General features: G+C 75.1%; 14 protein-coding genes and 1 pseudogene. All 15 read right to left on the bottom strand.

What is annotated here, in order from left to right:
* Position 1: 1 nt before the first annotated feature.
* The 15 genes and pseudogenes from carA to OVA32_RS06840 all read right to left on the bottom strand — a co-directional run bounded on the left by carA (position 2) and on the right by OVA32_RS06840 (position 15,069).
* A complete protein-coding gene (gene carA, locus OVA32_RS06910) occupies positions 2-1,186 on the bottom strand; it encodes a glutamine-hydrolyzing carbamoyl-phosphate synthase small subunit (protein ID WP_267713779.1) in 1,185 nt (394 codons plus the stop codon).
* On the bottom strand, positions 1,183-1,809 hold the full coding sequence (locus tag OVA32_RS06905) for a hypothetical protein (RefSeq protein ID WP_012750893.1): 627 nt from the start codon (positions 1,807-1,809) through the stop codon (positions 1,183-1,185). The genes carA and OVA32_RS06905 overlap by 4 nt, the downstream gene beginning before the upstream one ends.
* Positions 1,806-3,185, bottom strand: coding sequence for a dihydroorotase (locus OVA32_RS06900; RefSeq protein ID WP_267713778.1), 1,380 nt, complete (start codon positions 3,183-3,185; stop codon positions 1,806-1,808). The genes OVA32_RS06905 and OVA32_RS06900 overlap by 4 nt, the downstream gene beginning before the upstream one ends.
* Positions 3,182-4,165 carry an aspartate carbamoyltransferase catalytic subunit gene (locus OVA32_RS06895; protein ID WP_036380943.1) on the bottom strand — a complete coding sequence of 328 codons (984 nt, stop codon included), beginning with the start codon at positions 4,163-4,165 and terminating at the stop codon, positions 3,182-3,184. The genes OVA32_RS06900 and OVA32_RS06895 overlap by 4 nt, the downstream gene beginning before the upstream one ends.
* A 3-nt stretch (positions 4,166-4,168) precedes the next feature.
* Positions 4,169-4,776 (bottom strand): annotated as a pseudogene (gene pyrR, locus OVA32_RS06890) (bifunctional pyr operon transcriptional regulator/uracil phosphoribosyltransferase PyrR).
* A gap of 169 nt (positions 4,777-4,945) precedes the next feature.
* Positions 4,946-5,398: a transcription antitermination factor NusB gene (nusB, locus tag OVA32_RS06885; RefSeq protein ID WP_049145306.1), complete on the bottom strand. Its 453-nt coding sequence runs from the start codon at positions 5,396-5,398 to the stop codon at positions 4,946-4,948.
* Positions 5,391-5,954: an elongation factor P gene (efp, locus tag OVA32_RS06880; protein WP_002857030.1), complete on the bottom strand. Its 564-nt coding sequence runs from the start codon at positions 5,952-5,954 to the stop codon at positions 5,391-5,393. Before efp ends, nusB begins: the two co-directional genes overlap by 8 nt.
* Positions 5,955-6,072: 118 nt before the next feature.
* On the bottom strand, positions 6,073-7,242 hold the full coding sequence (gene aroB / locus OVA32_RS06875; RefSeq protein ID WP_041103694.1) for a 3-dehydroquinate synthase: 1,170 nt from the start codon (positions 7,240-7,242) through the stop codon (positions 6,073-6,075).
* Positions 7,239-7,943 (bottom strand): shikimate kinase, encoded by a 705-nt coding sequence (locus OVA32_RS06870; protein ID WP_052520057.1) that lies wholly within the window; start codon positions 7,941-7,943, stop codon positions 7,239-7,241. Before OVA32_RS06870 ends, aroB begins: the two co-directional genes overlap by 4 nt.
* The gene (aroC, locus tag OVA32_RS06865) at positions 7,940-9,175 is read right to left on the bottom strand and encodes a chorismate synthase (protein WP_041103692.1); all 1,236 of its coding nucleotides are present in this window, start codon (positions 9,173-9,175) and stop codon (positions 7,940-7,942) included. The genes OVA32_RS06870 and aroC overlap by 4 nt, the downstream gene beginning before the upstream one ends.
* A 79-nt stretch (positions 9,176-9,254) precedes the next feature.
* Positions 9,255-10,178: a shikimate dehydrogenase family protein gene (locus OVA32_RS06860; protein ID WP_041103690.1), complete on the bottom strand. Its 924-nt coding sequence runs from the start codon at positions 10,176-10,178 to the stop codon at positions 9,255-9,257.
* Complete coding sequence (gene mltG, locus OVA32_RS06855; RefSeq protein ID WP_041103688.1) at positions 10,178-11,446, bottom strand: endolytic transglycosylase MltG; 1,269 nt, start codon at positions 11,444-11,446, stop codon at positions 10,178-10,180. The genes OVA32_RS06860 and mltG overlap by 1 nt, the downstream gene beginning before the upstream one ends.
* A complete protein-coding gene (gene ruvX / locus OVA32_RS06850; protein WP_041103686.1) occupies positions 11,443-12,012 on the bottom strand; it encodes a Holliday junction resolvase RuvX in 570 nt (189 codons plus the stop codon). Before ruvX ends, mltG begins: the two co-directional genes overlap by 4 nt.
* Positions 11,972-14,683 carry an alanine--tRNA ligase gene (alaS, locus tag OVA32_RS06845; protein ID WP_041103684.1) on the bottom strand — a complete coding sequence of 904 codons (2,712 nt, stop codon included), beginning with the start codon at positions 14,681-14,683 and terminating at the stop codon, positions 11,972-11,974. The genes ruvX and alaS overlap by 41 nt, the downstream gene beginning before the upstream one ends.
* Positions 14,680-15,069 carry a hypothetical protein gene (locus OVA32_RS06840; protein ID WP_041103682.1) on the bottom strand — a complete coding sequence of 130 codons (390 nt, stop codon included), beginning with the start codon at positions 15,067-15,069 and terminating at the stop codon, positions 14,680-14,682. The genes alaS and OVA32_RS06840 overlap by 4 nt, the downstream gene beginning before the upstream one ends.
* Positions 15,070-15,217 lie beyond the last annotated feature (148 nt).

Raw genomic sequence — 15,217 nt, 5'->3', positions numbered from 1 at the left:
ATCAGGCTCCTTCGGTGGCGGGGGTGGTGGCGGTGCGGTGCTCGGTGAGCAGCTGCACGAAGCGGTCGAACAGGTCGAGGGTGTCGTTGGGGCCGGCCGCGGACTCCGGGTGGAACTGCACGGAGAAGGCGGGCCGGTCGAGCAGGCGCAGGCCCTCGACGACCTGGTCGTTCAGGGACCAGTGGGAGACCTCGACGCGGCCGAAGCGCGACTCCGGCGCCTCGATCGGCTCGCCGAGGGGGGCGTCCACGGCGAAGCCGTGGTTCTGGGAGGTGATGGCCACGCGGCCCGTGGCCTTGACCAGCACCGGCTGGTTCGGGCCGCGGTGGCCGAACTTCAGCTTGTAGGTGTCGAAGCCGAGCGCGCGGCCGAAGATCTGGTTGCCGAAGCAGATGCCGAAGAACGGCAGGCCGGCGTCGAGGACCTCGCGCAGCAGCTCCACCTGGGCGTCTGCCGTGGCCGGGTCGCCGGGGCCGTTGGACAGGAAGACGCCGTCCGGGTCCACGGCGCGGATGCCGGCCAGGTCCGTGGCCGCGGGCAGCACGTGCACGCGGATGCCGCGGGAGGCCAGGTGCCGCGGCGTGGCGGCCTTGATGCCGAGGTCGAGGGCGGCGATCTCGGCGATCGGCTCGCCCTCCCAGCCGTGCTCGGCCGGCTCGATGACGTACGGCTCCTCCGTGGTGACGGACTCCGCGAGGCGGGCGCCGGCCATCGACGGCTGGGCGCGCACCTCCGCCAGCAGCTCGGCCTCGGGGCGGGCGGCGTGCTCGCCGGAGAACACGCCGGCGCGCATCGAGCCCTCGGTGCGCAGGCGGCGGGTGACGGCACGGGTGTCGACCTCGCGGATCCCGACGACGCCGAACGTCTCGAGCTCCTCGTCGAGGGTGCGCTCGGCGCGCCAGTTGGACGGACGCCGGGCCGCGTCGCGGACCACGTAGCCGGCGGCGAAGATCGCCCGCGACTCGCGGTCGGCGTCGTTGACCCCGGTGTTGCCGATGTGCGGGGAGGTCTGCACGATGATCTGCCCCGCGTAGGACGGGTCGGTGAGGGTCTCCTGGTAGCCGGTCATGCCCGTGGTGAACACGGCCTCGCCCAGGGTGCGGCCGCGGGCGCCGTAGGCCCGGCCGCGGTGGACGGTGCCGTCCTCGAGGACGAGCAGGGCCAGGTCGTCGGTGGGGGTGCTCATCGGGGGTCTCCTTCTCCTGCGCGGCCGGCCGGGTCGGCCGGGGCGGGGTCGATGATGGTCTGCAGGGCGGCGAGGAGCCGGTCGCGGTCCTCGGGGCGGTCGGGGCGGAAGGCGGAGGTGAGTTCGACGTCGCCGAGGCGCCAGCCCCAGGCGACGAGCCCGCCCGGCTCGACGAACTTGCCGGCGATCCCGCCGGACAGGCCGGCCTCGACGAGGTCGTCCGCGGGGATGAACAGGTTGGCGGCCCCGGGGCGGAGCACGAGCAGGCCGCGGTGGGTGCCGGCGTCGTGGACCTCGAGGACGGCGCGCGAGCGCAGGCCCAGGCCGTGCACCGCCACGCGGTCCAGTCGGTCCTCGCCGCGCACCGTGCCCACGTGCATGCCCTCCGCGGACAGCGTCGGCTCGGCGTCGTAGAGGGCCGTCGGCACGGGGGCCGGGGCCGGGATCCCGGCCTGCGCCCGGCGGCGGGCCCGCCACCCGAGGGCCAGCAGGCCGAGCAGCACGAGGACGACGGCCAGGGTGCCCAGGGTCACCGGCAGCCACACGTCCGCGTAGTCCTTCGTCGGGGTCCGCGGCGGGACGGGACGGGCCGCCAGGGCGGCGGCCAGGGAGGTGATGCTCACGCGCGCTCCCCCGTCTCCGTCAGGGCCGGGTGGCGGTACGGCCGGGCGGGGGCGCCGTCGGCGACGACGCGGGCGCCGCGGTAGACCGTGTGGCGTACCGCGCCCGGCAGCTCCATGCCCCGGTACGGGCTGTTGCGGGACTTGGTCAGGTGCTGCTCGTGGTCCACGGTGCGGCGGGCCTGCGGGTCCACGAGCACGAGGTTGGCCACGGCGCCGACGCGCGGGACGCCGCGCTCGTCGGCCTGGCCCTGGTCGGTCAGGCCGGCGATCCGGGCCGGCGCCGTGGACATTACGCGGGCGACGCCGGCCCAGTCCATCAGGCCGGTGTCCACCATCGCCTGCTGCACCACGGACAGGGCGGTCTCGAGGCCCGTCATGCCCATCGCCGCGACCGTCCACTCGCACTGCTTGGTCTCGGCGGTGTGTGGGGCGTGGTCGGTGCCCACGGTGTCGATGGTGCCGTCGGCCAGCCCGGCGCGCAGGGCCATCACGTCGGACTCGCGGCGCAGCGGCGGGTTGACCTTGAACACGGGGTCGTAGGAGCGGACGAGCTCCTCGGTGAGCAGCAGGTGGTGCGGGGTGACCTCGGCGGTCACGGCCACGCCCTGGGCCTTGGCCCAGCGGATCAGCTCGACGGAGCCGGCCGTGGAGACGTGGCACACGTGCAGGCGGGAGTCCACGTGCTGGGCCAGCAGCACGTCACGGGCGATGATGGCCTCCTCCGCCACGGCGGGCCAGCCGGCCAGGCCGAGGACGCCGGAGAGCTCGGACTCGTTCATCTGGGCGCCGGCGGTGAGGTTCGGCTCCTGCGCGTGCTGGGCCACGAAGCCGCCGAAGGACTTCACGTACTCGAGCGCACGGCGCATCAGCACGGCGTCGTGGACGCACATGCCGTCGTCGGAGAACATCCGCACGCGGGCCTGCGAGTCGGCCATCGCGCCGAGGTCGGCCAGGGCCTCGCCGGCCAGGCCCACGGTCACCGCGCCCACGGGGTGCACATCGCACCAGCCCGCGTCCCGGCCCAGCCGCCACACCTGCTCCACCACGCCGGCGGTGTCGGCCGTCGGCGTCGAGTTGGCCATCGCGTGGACCGAGGTGAAGCCGCCCATCGCGGCGGCGCGGGTGCCGGTCTCGACCGTCTCCGCGTCCTCCTTGCCGGGCTGGCGCAGATGGGTGTGCAGGTCGACGAGCCCGGGCAGCAGCACCAGGCCGGCGCAGTCGACCTCCTCGGGGGCCGGGTCGAGGCCGGCGGCGTGGGTCGCGGCGTCCGGGCCGAGGGCGGCGATCCGGCCCTCGGCGACGAGCACGTCGGCGGTCTCGCCCGTGGTCAGGCGCGCGCTGCGCAGCAGCAGGGGGGCGGGGCTGGGGGCGCTCACGGGCGGACCTCCTGGTCGTGGTTGAGGACGAGGTGCAGGACCGCCATGCGGACGGACACGCCGTTGGCGACCTGCTCGAGGGCGGTGTTGCGGGGCGAGTCCGCCGCCGCCGGGCTGATCTCCAGGCCGCGGTTCATCGGGCCGGGGTGCATGACCACGGGCTCGTCGAGCAGGGCGCCCCGGCCGGCGGTGAGGCGGGCGAAGCGGTCGTCGGTCAGCCCCCAGGTCCGGGTGTACTCCCCTGCGGACGGGAAGAAGGCGCCGCCCATTCGCTCGGCCTGGACGCGGAGCATCATGACGGCGTCGGGGCCGGCGTCGAGGGCCTCGTCCAGCGAGTAGGTGACCTGGCACGGCCACGCGGCCACGCCCACGGGCAGCAGGGTGGGCGGGGCGGCCAGGGTGACCTGGGCGCCCAGCGTGCTGAGCAGCCACACGTTGGACCGGGCCACGCGCGAGTGCAGGATGTCCCCCACGATCACCACGCGCATGCCGGTCAGGTCCTGGCCGACCAGGTCCTCTCCCGTCGCCGCGGCGAGGCGCCGGCGCAGGGTGAAGGCGTCCAGGAGGGCCTGGGTGGGGTGCTCGTGGGTGCCGTCGCCGGCGTTCACGACGGCGGAGCGCACCCAGCCGGAGTCGGCCAGCTGGCGGGCCGCGCCCGAGGACCAGTGGCGCATCACGATGGCGTCCGCGCCGATGGCCTCGAGCGTCTGGACGGTGTCCTTGAGCGACTCCCCCTTGGAGACGGACGACCCCTTCGCGGAGAAGTTGATCACGTCCGCGGAGAGCCGCTTGGCGGCGGCCTCGAAGGAGATGCGGGTGCGGGTGGAGTCCTCGAGGAAGAGGTTCACCACGGTGCGGCCGCGCAGGGCGGGCAGCTTCTTGACCTCGCGCTGGTTGACGGCGGCCATCTCCTCGGCGGTGTCGAGGACGGCGAGGGCGTCGGCGCGGGAGAGGTCGGCGGTGGACAGCAGGTGGCGCACGGCTCAACCCTCCCGGGTCGCGACACGGTCGACGATGCTCACGGCGTCCTCAGTGACCTCGCCGGTGCCCTCGGGGCCGTCGACCTCCATGAGCCGGACCTGGACGCGCTCGGCGGTGGAGGTCGGCAGGTTCTTGCCCACGAAGTCGGCCCGGACGGGCAGCTCGCGGTGCCCGCGGTCCACGAGGACGGCCAGGCGCACGGCGGCGGGGCGGCCCAGGTCGGCGATCGCGTCGAGGGCGGCCCGGACGGTGCGGCCGGAGAAGAGGACGTCGTCCACGAGCACGACGACGGCGCCGTCGAGGGGGACCTCGGGCAGGCGGGTGGGCATCGGGGTGCGGGCCGTGCCGCGGCGGAGGTCGTCCCGGTAGAGCGTCACGTCCACCTCACCGACGGCGGCGGTGGGGTCGAAGGCCGGCTCGATGCGGGCCAGCAGGGCGCCGAGCCGCCGGGCCAGGGGGCCCCGCGGCGCGGGATCCCCATCAGGACGAGACCCTCGGCGCCCTTGTTGGACTCGAGGATCTCGTGGGCGATCCGGGTCAGCGCCCGGTCGATCTCGGACGTGGACAGCACGGTCCGGGCAGCACGAGGTGCGGCGGGGTCAGTTCCCATGCCGGCGCCTCCTTCCCCGCCTCACAGGACGGCTCTTAAAGGATGCGTGGTTCGTCCCGGGGCGCCGGTGGGCCCCCGCGCGGGACGTCGCCGACTCTACCAGCGAGGCCCGCCCCACGGCGCGGATGACGCGGTGCGGGACGGGCCTCGTGACGGAGCTCTCGGCGGCTCAGGCGAGCAGCGTCGGCTTGACCTGCTGCAGGCGGCCGAGCAGACCGTTGACGAACTCGGGCGAGTCGTCCGTGGACAGCTGGGCGGCCAGGGCGACGGCCTCCGAGATGGCGACGGCGTCCGGCACGTCGTCCTGGAACAGCAGCTCCCAGGCCCCCACGCGCAGGATCGCCCGGTCGACGGCGGGCATGCGGTCCAGGGACCAGCCGCGGGAGTAGGAGCTCAGGGCCTCGTCGAGCCGCTCCTGGTCCGCGATGACGCCTTCCACGAGCCGCTGGGTGTAGGCGTTCACCTGCAGGTCGGTGCTCTCGCGGCGGGTGCGGATGCCCTCCAGCACGGTGGATCCGCGCTGCTCGGCCTCGAACAGGATCTCCACCGCACGCTGCCGGGAGCGGCTGCGCGCCGTGGTCCCCCGCTTGGCAGCGGAGCCGGCGGAGGCCCGCTCAGTCATTGACGCGGCCGAGGTAGTCGCCGGTGCGGGTGTCGACCTTGACGCGGGTGCCCTGCTCGACGAAGAGCGGCACCTGGATCTCGGCGCCGGTCTCCACGGTGGCGGGCTTGGTGCCGGCGGACGAGCGGTCCCCCTGCAGGCCCGGCTCGGTGTAGGTGATCTCCAGGACCACGGACGCCGGCATCTCGAGGTACAGCGGCGTGCCCTCGTGCAGGGCGATGACCACCTGGGTGTTCTCGAGCATGTACTTCGCGGCGTCGCCGACCACGGCCCCGGGCACGGTGATCTGGTCGTAGTCCTTGACGTCCATGAACACGTAGTCCGCGCCGTCCTGGTAGAGGTACTGGTAGTCGGAGCGGTCGACGGTGGCGAACTCGACCTTGGCGCCGGCGTTGAAGGTCTTGTCCACGACCTTGCCCGTGGTGATGTTCTTCATCTTGGTGCGGACGAACGCGCCGCCCTTGCCCGGCTTGACGTGCTGGAACTCGGTGACGTTCCAGAGCTGGCCCTCCAGCTTCAGGACGGCGCCGTTCTTGATGTCGTTGCTCGTTGCCACGTGTGTGCTCCCGATCGGTCTCGCGGACCGTCACGGGTCCGCCTGCAGTGGGTGGGGTCTTGGATGTGCGCGGGCCAGTCTACGGGAGGCCCCGCGCGGGGCCGGGGTCAGCGGCGGCTCACTCCGCGATCTCCTGGTACGCCGCGAAGAGCAGGGACGCGTCCGGGATGTCCACGGTGGTGGGCTGCGCGAGCCCGTCCAGCAGGACGAAGCGCAGCTGGTCGCCGCGGTTCTTCTTGTCCCGGCGGATGCCCTCGAGCAGGGTCTGCCACCGGTCCCCGCGGTAGGAGACGGGCAGGCCCAGGGCCGTCAGCACCGACCAGTGCCGGTCCGCGGTGGCGTCGTCGAGCCGGCCGAGGGAGCGGGCCAGCTCGGCCGCGAAGACCAGGCCCACGGACACCGCGGCGCCGTGGCGCCACTGGTAGCGCTCGGCGAGCTCGATCGCGTGCCCCATCGTGTGGCCGTAGTTCAGTGCCTCGCGGGCGCCCGACTCGCGGGGGTCGCGGGAGACGACGTCCGCCTTGACCCGGATCGAGCGCTCGATCAGCTCGCGCAGCCGCGGGGAGTGCGGGTTCTGGGCCTGGGCCGGGTCCTCCTCGATGAGGTCGAGGATCGCGGGGTCGGCGATGAAGCCGCACTTCACGACCTCGGCCAGGCCGGAGATCAGCTCGTTGGCCGGCAGGGTGAGCAGCGTGTCCAGGTCGGCCAGCACGCCGGCCGGATTGTGGAACGCCCCCACCAGGTTCTTGCCCTCGGCGGTGTTGATGCCGGTCTTGCCGCCCACCGCCGCGTCCACCATGCCCAGCAGGGTGGTGGGCATGTGCACGACGCGGATGCCGCGCAGCCACGTGGCCGCCACGAAGCCGGCCAGGTCGGACACGGCGCCGCCGCCCACGGAGACGATCGCGTCCGACCGGGTGAAGTCGTTCTGGCCGAGCACCTGCCAGCAGAACCCGGCCACCTGCAGGTGCTTGCCCTCCTCGGCGTCCGGGATCTCGGCGGTCAGTGCGGTCAGGCCCACGGCCTCGAGGTCGTTCTTGACGACGTCGCCGGTGGCCCGGAGGGCGCGCGGATGGATGACCAGCACGCGTCGGACGGTCGGGCCGAGCAGGTCCGGCAGGCGCGCGAGCAGGCCCCGGCCCACCACCACGTCGTAGCCGCCGTGCACGGCCGCCTCGTGGCCGCCGGCCACGGGGATGACCGTCACGTCCTCGGGTGCGGCCGGAGCGGCCGCGGGCGCCGCCCCCGGTGTCTCCTGCTCGGTGATGTCCGGCTCACGGTCGGTCATGGGTGTGACTCACTCCTTCGGGGGCGGTGGGCGTCCCCCACGATACGCCAGGCCGCTTCGGCGGCCGTCAGGCCTGTGGTGTCGAGCACGAGGTCGGCGACCTCGCGGTACAGCCCCTCGCGTTCGGCGAGGATGCGCCGCCAGGTCCCGGCGGGGTCGCCGGCCAGGACGGGGCGGCCCGCGCCGCCGCCCACGCGGCGCAGCGCCTCCTCCTCTCCGACCGCGAGGTAGACGACGTCGGAGTCCGGCCCGGCCAGCGCGCGGCGGGTGCCCGGATGCAGGACGGCGCCGCCGCCGCACGAGAGGACGCACGGGGTGGGTCGGCCGAGCACATGGCCGATGACGCGCGCCTCCTCCGCCCGGAACGCGGCCTCGCCGTGCTCGGCGAAGAACTCCGGGATCGGGCCGTGGACCTGGGTGAACAGCTCGTCGGAGTCCACGAAGGGCAGCCCGGTCACGGCGGCCAGGGCCCGGCCGACCGTCGTCTTCCCGGCCCCCATCGGGCCGACGAGGACGACCCGGCGGGCCGGGCGCGCGGCCGGGTCCTCGTCGGCCGCGGCGGCCACCGTGGCCGCGGCCGTCAGGCGCGCCTCGAGGGCACCGGTCATGCCCTCCCACGGGCACACGGTGACGGGGCCGGGGACGGGACGCGTGCTCGGGTCCGGTCCCGGGGCCGGCGCGGTCCCGGGGGTGTCGGTCACGGCAGGGGGTCGCCCATCGGGCCGTCCGCCACGACGTCGGCGGCCGGCTCCGGCAGGGCGGGGACCGCGGCCTGGAACGCCTCGAGGTTGCGGCGCGTCTCGGCCACGGAGTCGCCGCCGAACTTCTCGAGCATCGCGTCGGCCAGGACGAGGGCGACCATGGCCTCGGCGACGATGCCCGCGGCGGGCACGGCCGCCACGTCGGAGCGCTGATGGTGGGCCGTGGTCTCCGCGCCCGTGGCGACGTCGACCGTGGGCAGCGCGCGCGGCACCGTGGCGATCGGCTTCATCGCGGCGCTCACGCGCAGCAGCTCGCCCGTCGACATGCCGGCCTCGATGCCGCCGGCCCGGTCGCTCGTGCGCCGGGGGCGGCCGTCCGCGCCGCGGGCGATCCCGTCGTGGGCGGCGGAGCCGCGTCGGGCGGCCGTGGCGAACCCGTCGCCGACCTGCACGCCCTTGATCGCCTGGATGCCCATGAGCGCCCCGGCCAGCCGCGCGTCGAGGCGGCGGTCCCAGTGCACGTGGGAGCCCAGGCCGATCGGCACGCCGTACGCCAGCACCTCCACGACGCCGCCGAGGGTCTCCCCGGCGCGGTGGGCGTCGTCGACCTCGGCGACCATCGCCGCCGAGGTCTGCGGGTCGAGGCAGCGGACCGGGTCGGCGTCGAGGCGGGCCTCGTCCTCGGGCACGGGGAACGGGTGGCCCTCCGGCAGGGCGGCCTCCCCGAAGGCCACGGTGTGGGAGACGATCCGCACGCCGAGCTCGCCGAGGAAGGCGCGGGCGACGGTGCCCAGGGCCACACGGGCGGCGGTCTCACGGGCGGAGGCGCGCTCGAGGAGGGGGCGGGCCTCGTCGAAGCCGTACTTCTGCATGCCGGTCAGGTCGGCGTGGCCGGGCCGCGGGCGGGTGAGCGCCGCGTTGCGGGCCAGACCGTCGAGCTCCTCCGCGGGGACGGGATCGGCGGCCATCACCTTCTCCCACTTGGGCCATTCCGTGTTGCCCACCTGGATCGCCACGGGCGAGCCGAGGGTGCGGCCGTGGCGGACGCCGCCGAGGATCGTCACCGCGTCCTGCTCGAACTTCATGCGCGCGCCGCGCCCGTACCCCAGGCGGCGGCGCGCGAGCGCGTCCTGCACGTCCTGCGTCGTGACCGGGATCCCGGCCGGCAGTCCCTCAACGATTCCTGTGAGCGCGGGGCCGTGAGACTCCCCCGCTGTCAACCAGCGCACCATGGCGTGCAGTCTCTCACGCACGGGGCACCGCGCCGCCGCGTGTGACCGGACGGGACGCGCCGGATGCGGCGTCCGGCGCTCAGCCGGCGGCCGGCCCCAGGGCGTCCGCCGCGGCGCGCGTCACCGCCGCCCAGTCCGGCTCGGGCATCCCGGCCGCGGCGCGGGGCCGGGCCGTGAACAGCCGCACCTGCTCGACGCCCTGGTGCAGCAGCATGGACAGCCCGGACGCCACCGGACCGCCCTCCCGGGACCAGGCGGCCGCCAGCACGGAGGGCCACGGGTCGTAGGCCGCGTCCAGCAGGGGCGGCAGGGCGGCGTCGGCCGGCACGTGCGCGGCCAGGGCGTCCGCGGCGCGCGGCGGCAGGGTGGCGACGACGGCACGCAGCCCCGGCGCCCGCCGGAGCAGATCCGCCTGGGTCAGGGTCGCCCAGCGCAGCCCCAGCGCGTCGGCCAGGGCCGTCACCTCGGCGGCGCGGGCGGCGTCGCGGACGCCGAAGAGCACCGCGTCCGCGCCGAGCGTGGCGGCGGCGAGGACGGCCGCCGTCGCGGTCCCCCCGTTCCCGAGGACGCCGACGGTCCCGCCCCGGGCGGCACGGTCGAGGCCGGCCGCGGCGAGGGCGCCGAGGATGCCGTCCACGTCCGTGTTCTCGGCGTGGACGACCCCGGGGGCGGCGGGATGGTCGCGCACGAGGGTGTTCGCGGTGCCCAGGAGCCGGACGCGGTCGCTGACGTGCCCGGCGGCGGCGACGACCGCCCGCTTCAGCGGCATGGTGACGGAGCAGCCGAGCCAGTCCTGCCCGCGGGCCGCGGCCGCGCCGCCGTCGGCCGCGCCCGGGGCGCCGAGGTGCTCGGCCGCGAAGGCCAGCACCTCGTCCTCGCCCAGGTCACGGCGGCCGTAGTCGACGTCGAGGCCGAGGACCCGGTAGGCGGCCGCGTGCAGCACCGGGGAGAGCGAGTGGGCGATCGGCCGGCCCAGGACCGCCGCGCGCAGCACGGGGCGCATCAGCACACCCCCGGGTTGGACGCGCAGTAGCGCTGCAGGGTGCGCACGTGCTGCTGGTGCTCCTCATAGGTGCGGGAGAACTCGGTGTGGCCGGTGCCGATGTCCGTGGTCACCCAGTAGTAGGCGTCCGTCTCGGCCGGGTCGAGGGCGGCCTCGACGGCCGCGTCGGAGGGCATGCCGATCGGACCCGGCGGCAGGCCCGGGTGCACGTACGTGTTGTAGGGGTTCGAGGCGTCCTGCCGCTGGCCCGAGGTGAAGCTGAGGCTGCGCACTCCGAGGCCGTACGTGACGGTGGCGTCGATCTGCAGGAGCCCGTGCGTCTCGGTGTTGTCCGGGGCGAGGCGGTTCTCGATGGCGCCGGCGACCTGCTGGTAGTCCTGGGGCAGGGCCTCCGCCTCGAGGATGGAGGCGATCGTGAGCACGCGCTGCTGCTCGGCCGGGTCGCGGACGTCGAGGGCCTCGAGCTCGGTGAGGGTGGGCCGGACCAGGGCGTCGAGCACCTGCCCGGCGGTGGCGTCGACGGGGAGGCGGTACTCCCCGGCGTCGAGCCAGCCCTCGAGCGTGCCCGCCTCCCCGGGGACGCCGTAGCGGGTCGGGTCCTGGGCGGCGGCCTCGAGCTCCTCGCGGGGCAGCCCCGTGGCCTCGGCGACGGCGTCCAGCACCTCGGTGAGTCGCCGCCCGCGCTCCACGAGCACGTAGTGCACGGCCCCGTCCGTGGCACCCTGGAGCACCGCGAGGGCCTCGGCCGCGGGCATCCGCTCGCGCAGCACGAAGTCCCCCGAACGGACGAGACCGCTGCCCGTGTCCCTGGCGGCGCGCTCGAAAGCACGGGCTGAGCCCACGATGCCGGCCCGGTCCAGGCGGGCCGCCACGGAGCCCAGGTCCTCGCCCGGCTCCACCGAGAACGTCACCTCGTCGCCCTCGACGGCCGTGTGGTCGGGGCCGCTCAGGAAGCCGCGCACGATCAGCCCGACCACGACGGCGAACGCCACGAGCACCGTGCCCAGCACCAGGGCGGTCCGCCGCCGGCCGGCGCCGCGGTCGACCCGCGAGGCCGGGTGGGACCCGGTGCCCCGGCGGCGCAGGAGCATGCGAGGCCGGCGTGGGCCGGCCGCGCCGACCGGCTGGGACGGGGCGCCGACGTCGGCCTCGTCCGCCTCCTCGTGGGCGAAGCCGAACACGTCGAGGTCGTCGTGGACGTCGGCCTCGTCGTCGAGCAGATCGTCCCAGTGGTCCTCACGCCGAGCGTGCTGGTGGTCGCCGGTCACCGGATCGGCTCCCGGTCCTGGCCGGCCCAGCGCCCGGTGCGGCGCTGCTCGTCCACGGCGGCCTGCAGGATCGCGACGGCGGCCGCCTGGTCGATCACGCCGCGGCTGTCCTTGACGGACCGGCCCGCGGCCCGCAGTCCGGCCTGCGCGGAGACCGTGCTGAGCCGCTCGTCGACGAGCCGGACCGGCACAGGGTGGCCCGCCTCGGCCAGGGCGGCGGCGACGGCGTCCGCGTAGTCGAGGGCGTCCTGCGTGGACGGCGTGTGCTCGCCCCGTAGATTCACCGGCAGGCCGACGTACACGGCGACGACGTCGAGCTCGCGTGCGTGGGCGACGAGCTCGTCCACGTCACGACGTCGACGCGCATCCCGCCGCAGGGTGGCCACGGGGGTGGCGATCAGGCCGTCGGGGTCGGCCGACGCGACGCCCACGCGGGCACGGCCGACGTCGACGCCGAGGGTGCGCCCCCGGCGCACGGCGTCGGTTGCCGCGTTGGCCCCGTCCTGACCTGCGCTCACGTCCGCCTCAGGCCGCGCGCACCGCGGCGACGACGGCGTCGAGCGCATCCCCGACGCGCGTGACGTCCTGGCCGCCGCCCTGGGCGACGTCGTCCTTGCCTCCGCCCCCGCCGCCGAGCACGCCGGTGGCGGTCTTGACCATGGCGCCCGCCTTGAGGCCGGCCGCGCGGGCGGCCTCGTTGGTCGCCACGACCACGAGGGGCCGGCCCTTGGCCTCGGCCGTGAGGGCCACGAGCACGGGCGTGCCCGCCGCGTTGCCGCCGGCCGACTCGATCCGGGCGCGCAGGTCCAGCGCGAGGGAACGCAGCTGGTCCCCGGCCACGTCGCCGGCGTGGTGGGCCAGCACCCGCACCGACGTCCCACCGGACGTCGTGACGTCCTGGGCCTGCCCGGCGAGCTGTCCGGCCTGGGCCTGCAGCGCCTGGGCCCGCAGCTCCGCGACCTGCTTCTCGGCCGCCTTGAGCCGGTCCAGGGTGGCGCCGATGCGGTCCTTGAGCTCCTCGGCCGGGGCCTTGAACATCTCCGAGAGCTCGGAGACGAGGGTGCGCTCCGCGGCGAGGTGGCGGAACGAGTCCAGGCCGACGAGGGCCTCGACGCGGCGGTTGCCCGAGCCCACGGACTGCTCGCCGAGCAGGGTCAGCGAGCCGATCTGCGCGGTGCGGCCCACGTGGGTGCCGCCGCACAGCTCGCGGGACCAGGCGCCGTCGATCTCCACGACGCGCACCCGGTCGCCGTACTTCTCGCCGAACAGGCTCATCGCGCCGAGTGCGCGCGCCTCCTCGAGGCTCATCTCCTGGGTGAGCACGGCGTGGTCGTCGCGGATGGCGATGTTCACCACGTCCTCGACCTCGGAGCGGGCCCCGGCCGAGAGCGCCTCGGCCCAGCGGAAGTCGAAGCGCAGGTAGCCCTCCTTGTTGAAGGAGCCGGACTGGGTGGCCTCGGGGCCGAGGATCTGGTGCAGTGCGGCGTGCACCAGGTGGGTGCCGGAGTGGGCCTTCTCGCCGTCGAGGCGGCGCTGCAGGTCGATCGCGCCGAGGGCCTGCGCGCCGGCGGCGACCTCGCCGTCGAGGACCTTGACCTTGTGCACGGACAGCCCCTTCACGGGGGCCTGCACGTCGAGCACCTCGAGGCGGAAGCCGTCGCCGGTGATCAGGCCGGTGTCCGCGGCCTGGCCGCCGGACTCCGCGTAGAACGGCGTGGCGTCCAGGACGAGCTCGAGCTCCGTGCCGGCGCCGGCGGACGCGACCTCCTCGCCGTTCTGCAGCAGGCCGCGCACCACGGACTCGGTGGTGTGCTCGGTGTAGCCGGTGAAGTGGGTCTGGCCCTCGGCGCGCAGGCGCTGGTACACGGCGGTGTCCGTGTGGCCGGCCTTCTTGGCCTTGGCGTCCGCGCGGGCGCGGTCGCGCTGCTCGGCCATGAGGGCGCGGAACCCGGCCTCGTCCACGGCGACGCCGGCCTCCTCCGCGATCTCCAGCGTCAGCTCGATCGGGAAGCCGTAGGTGTCGTGCAGCTCGAACGCGTCCGGGCCCGCGATGCCGCCGCCCGCCGAGCGGGCCTGGCCCACCGCGGCGTCGAGGCGGGCCGTGCCCGCGGCGATGGTCCGCAGGAACGCCTTCTCCTCGGCGTAGGCGATCCGGGAGATGCGCTCGAACTCGTCCGCGACCACCGGGTAGGTGCCCTTCATCGCGTCCCGGGAGACCGGCAGCAGCTCGGGGAACACGGGCTCGGTGACGCCCATCAGGCGCAGGGCGCGGACGACCCGGCGGATGAGGCGGCGCAGCACGTAGCCGCGGCCCTCGTTGCCGGGACGCACGCCGTCGCTGATCAGCATCAGGGCCGAGCGCACGTGGTCGGCCACCATGCGCAGGCGGACGTCGTCGTCGTAGTGCGGGTCGGCCGGGTCCTCGGTGGAGGTGTAGGAGCGACCGGCCAGCTGCGCGGCGCGGTCGAGCACGGGGCGGACCTGGTCCGTCTCGTACATGTTCTCCACACCCTGGAGGATCATGGCGAGCCGCTCGAGGCCGAGACCGGTGTCGATGTTCTTGTGCTCGAGCTCGCCGGCGACGTCGAAGTCGTCCTTCGAGCGCACCGCGGAGAGGCGGTACTGCATGAACACGAGGTTCCAGATCTCGATGTAGCGGGTGTCGTCCGCGGCCGGGCCGCCGTCGACGCCGTACGCGGGGCCGCGGTCGTAGAAGATCTCCGAGCAGGGGCCGCCCGGGCCGGGCTGGCCGGTGTGCCAGTAGTTGTCCTCCTTGCCCATGCGCTGGATGCGCTCTGGACGGACGCCCACGTCCTCGCGCCAGATGCGCTCGGCCTCGTCGTCCTCGCGGTACACGGTGACCCAGAGGCGCTCGGGGTCCAGGCCGAAGCCGCCGTCCTCGACCGAGGACGTCAGCAGCTCCCAGGCCATCGGGATGGCCGTCTCCTTGAAGTAGTCGCCGAAGGAGAAGTTGCCGCACATCTGGAAGAAGGTGCCGTGGCGGACGGTCTTGCCGACCTCCTCGATGTCCGCGGTGCGGATGCACTTCTGCACCGAGACGACGCGCGGGCTCGGCGGGGTCTGCTCCCCCAGGAAGTACGGGATGAACGGGACCATGCCGGCCACCGTGAACAGCAGCGACGGATCCGGCGAGACGAGCGACGCCGACGGCACCACGCGGTGCCCCCTGGACTCGAAGAAGGCGGTCCAGCGGCGGGCGATCTCCTGGGACTTCATGCGGGGGTGTCCTTCTGCGTGGTGGTGGTCTGGGGGCGGGCGGCGCCGTGCGACGGCGGCTCCACGGTCTCCCCGGAGATGATCGGCCCCGTGTGGGGCAGGTAGGGGGCGGCCCAGGGGGCCTGGGAGCGCACGCGGTCGGCCAGGCGCCGCGCGCCGTCCTGCAGGGCGGCCGCCGCGGCGTCGGCGGCGGCCTCGCCGGCCTGGCGGGCCAGGCGCTCCGGGTCCAGGCGGGCGGAGAACCCCGCGTGCCCCCCAGCGGAGCCGGGGCCCGACGTCGGCGCGTCGGTCCCGTCGGTGGCCGGGTGGGCACGGTCGCCGAGGGCACGGTGTGCGAACCAGCCGGACGCGGCGCCGGCGCCGACGAGCAGCAGCGAGCGGAGCATGGCGGGGCCTCCTTCGGACGGCAGGGATTCCGGCCCCACCTTACCGGGCGCGGCGCCGATCCCCGGCGGCGGGCCCGCGGACGCCGCAGGCCCGGCCACCTCCGAGAGGTGACCGGGCCTGCGGGACGCGCGGGGCGCCGTCGTCCGG

This window comes from Micrococcus sp. SL257 (assembly GCF_026625585.1).
In the GTDB taxonomy this organism is placed as follows: domain Bacteria; phylum Actinomycetota; class Actinomycetes; order Actinomycetales; family Micrococcaceae; genus Micrococcus; species Micrococcus luteus.
This window is presented reverse-complemented; position numbering and strand designations above follow the sequence as displayed.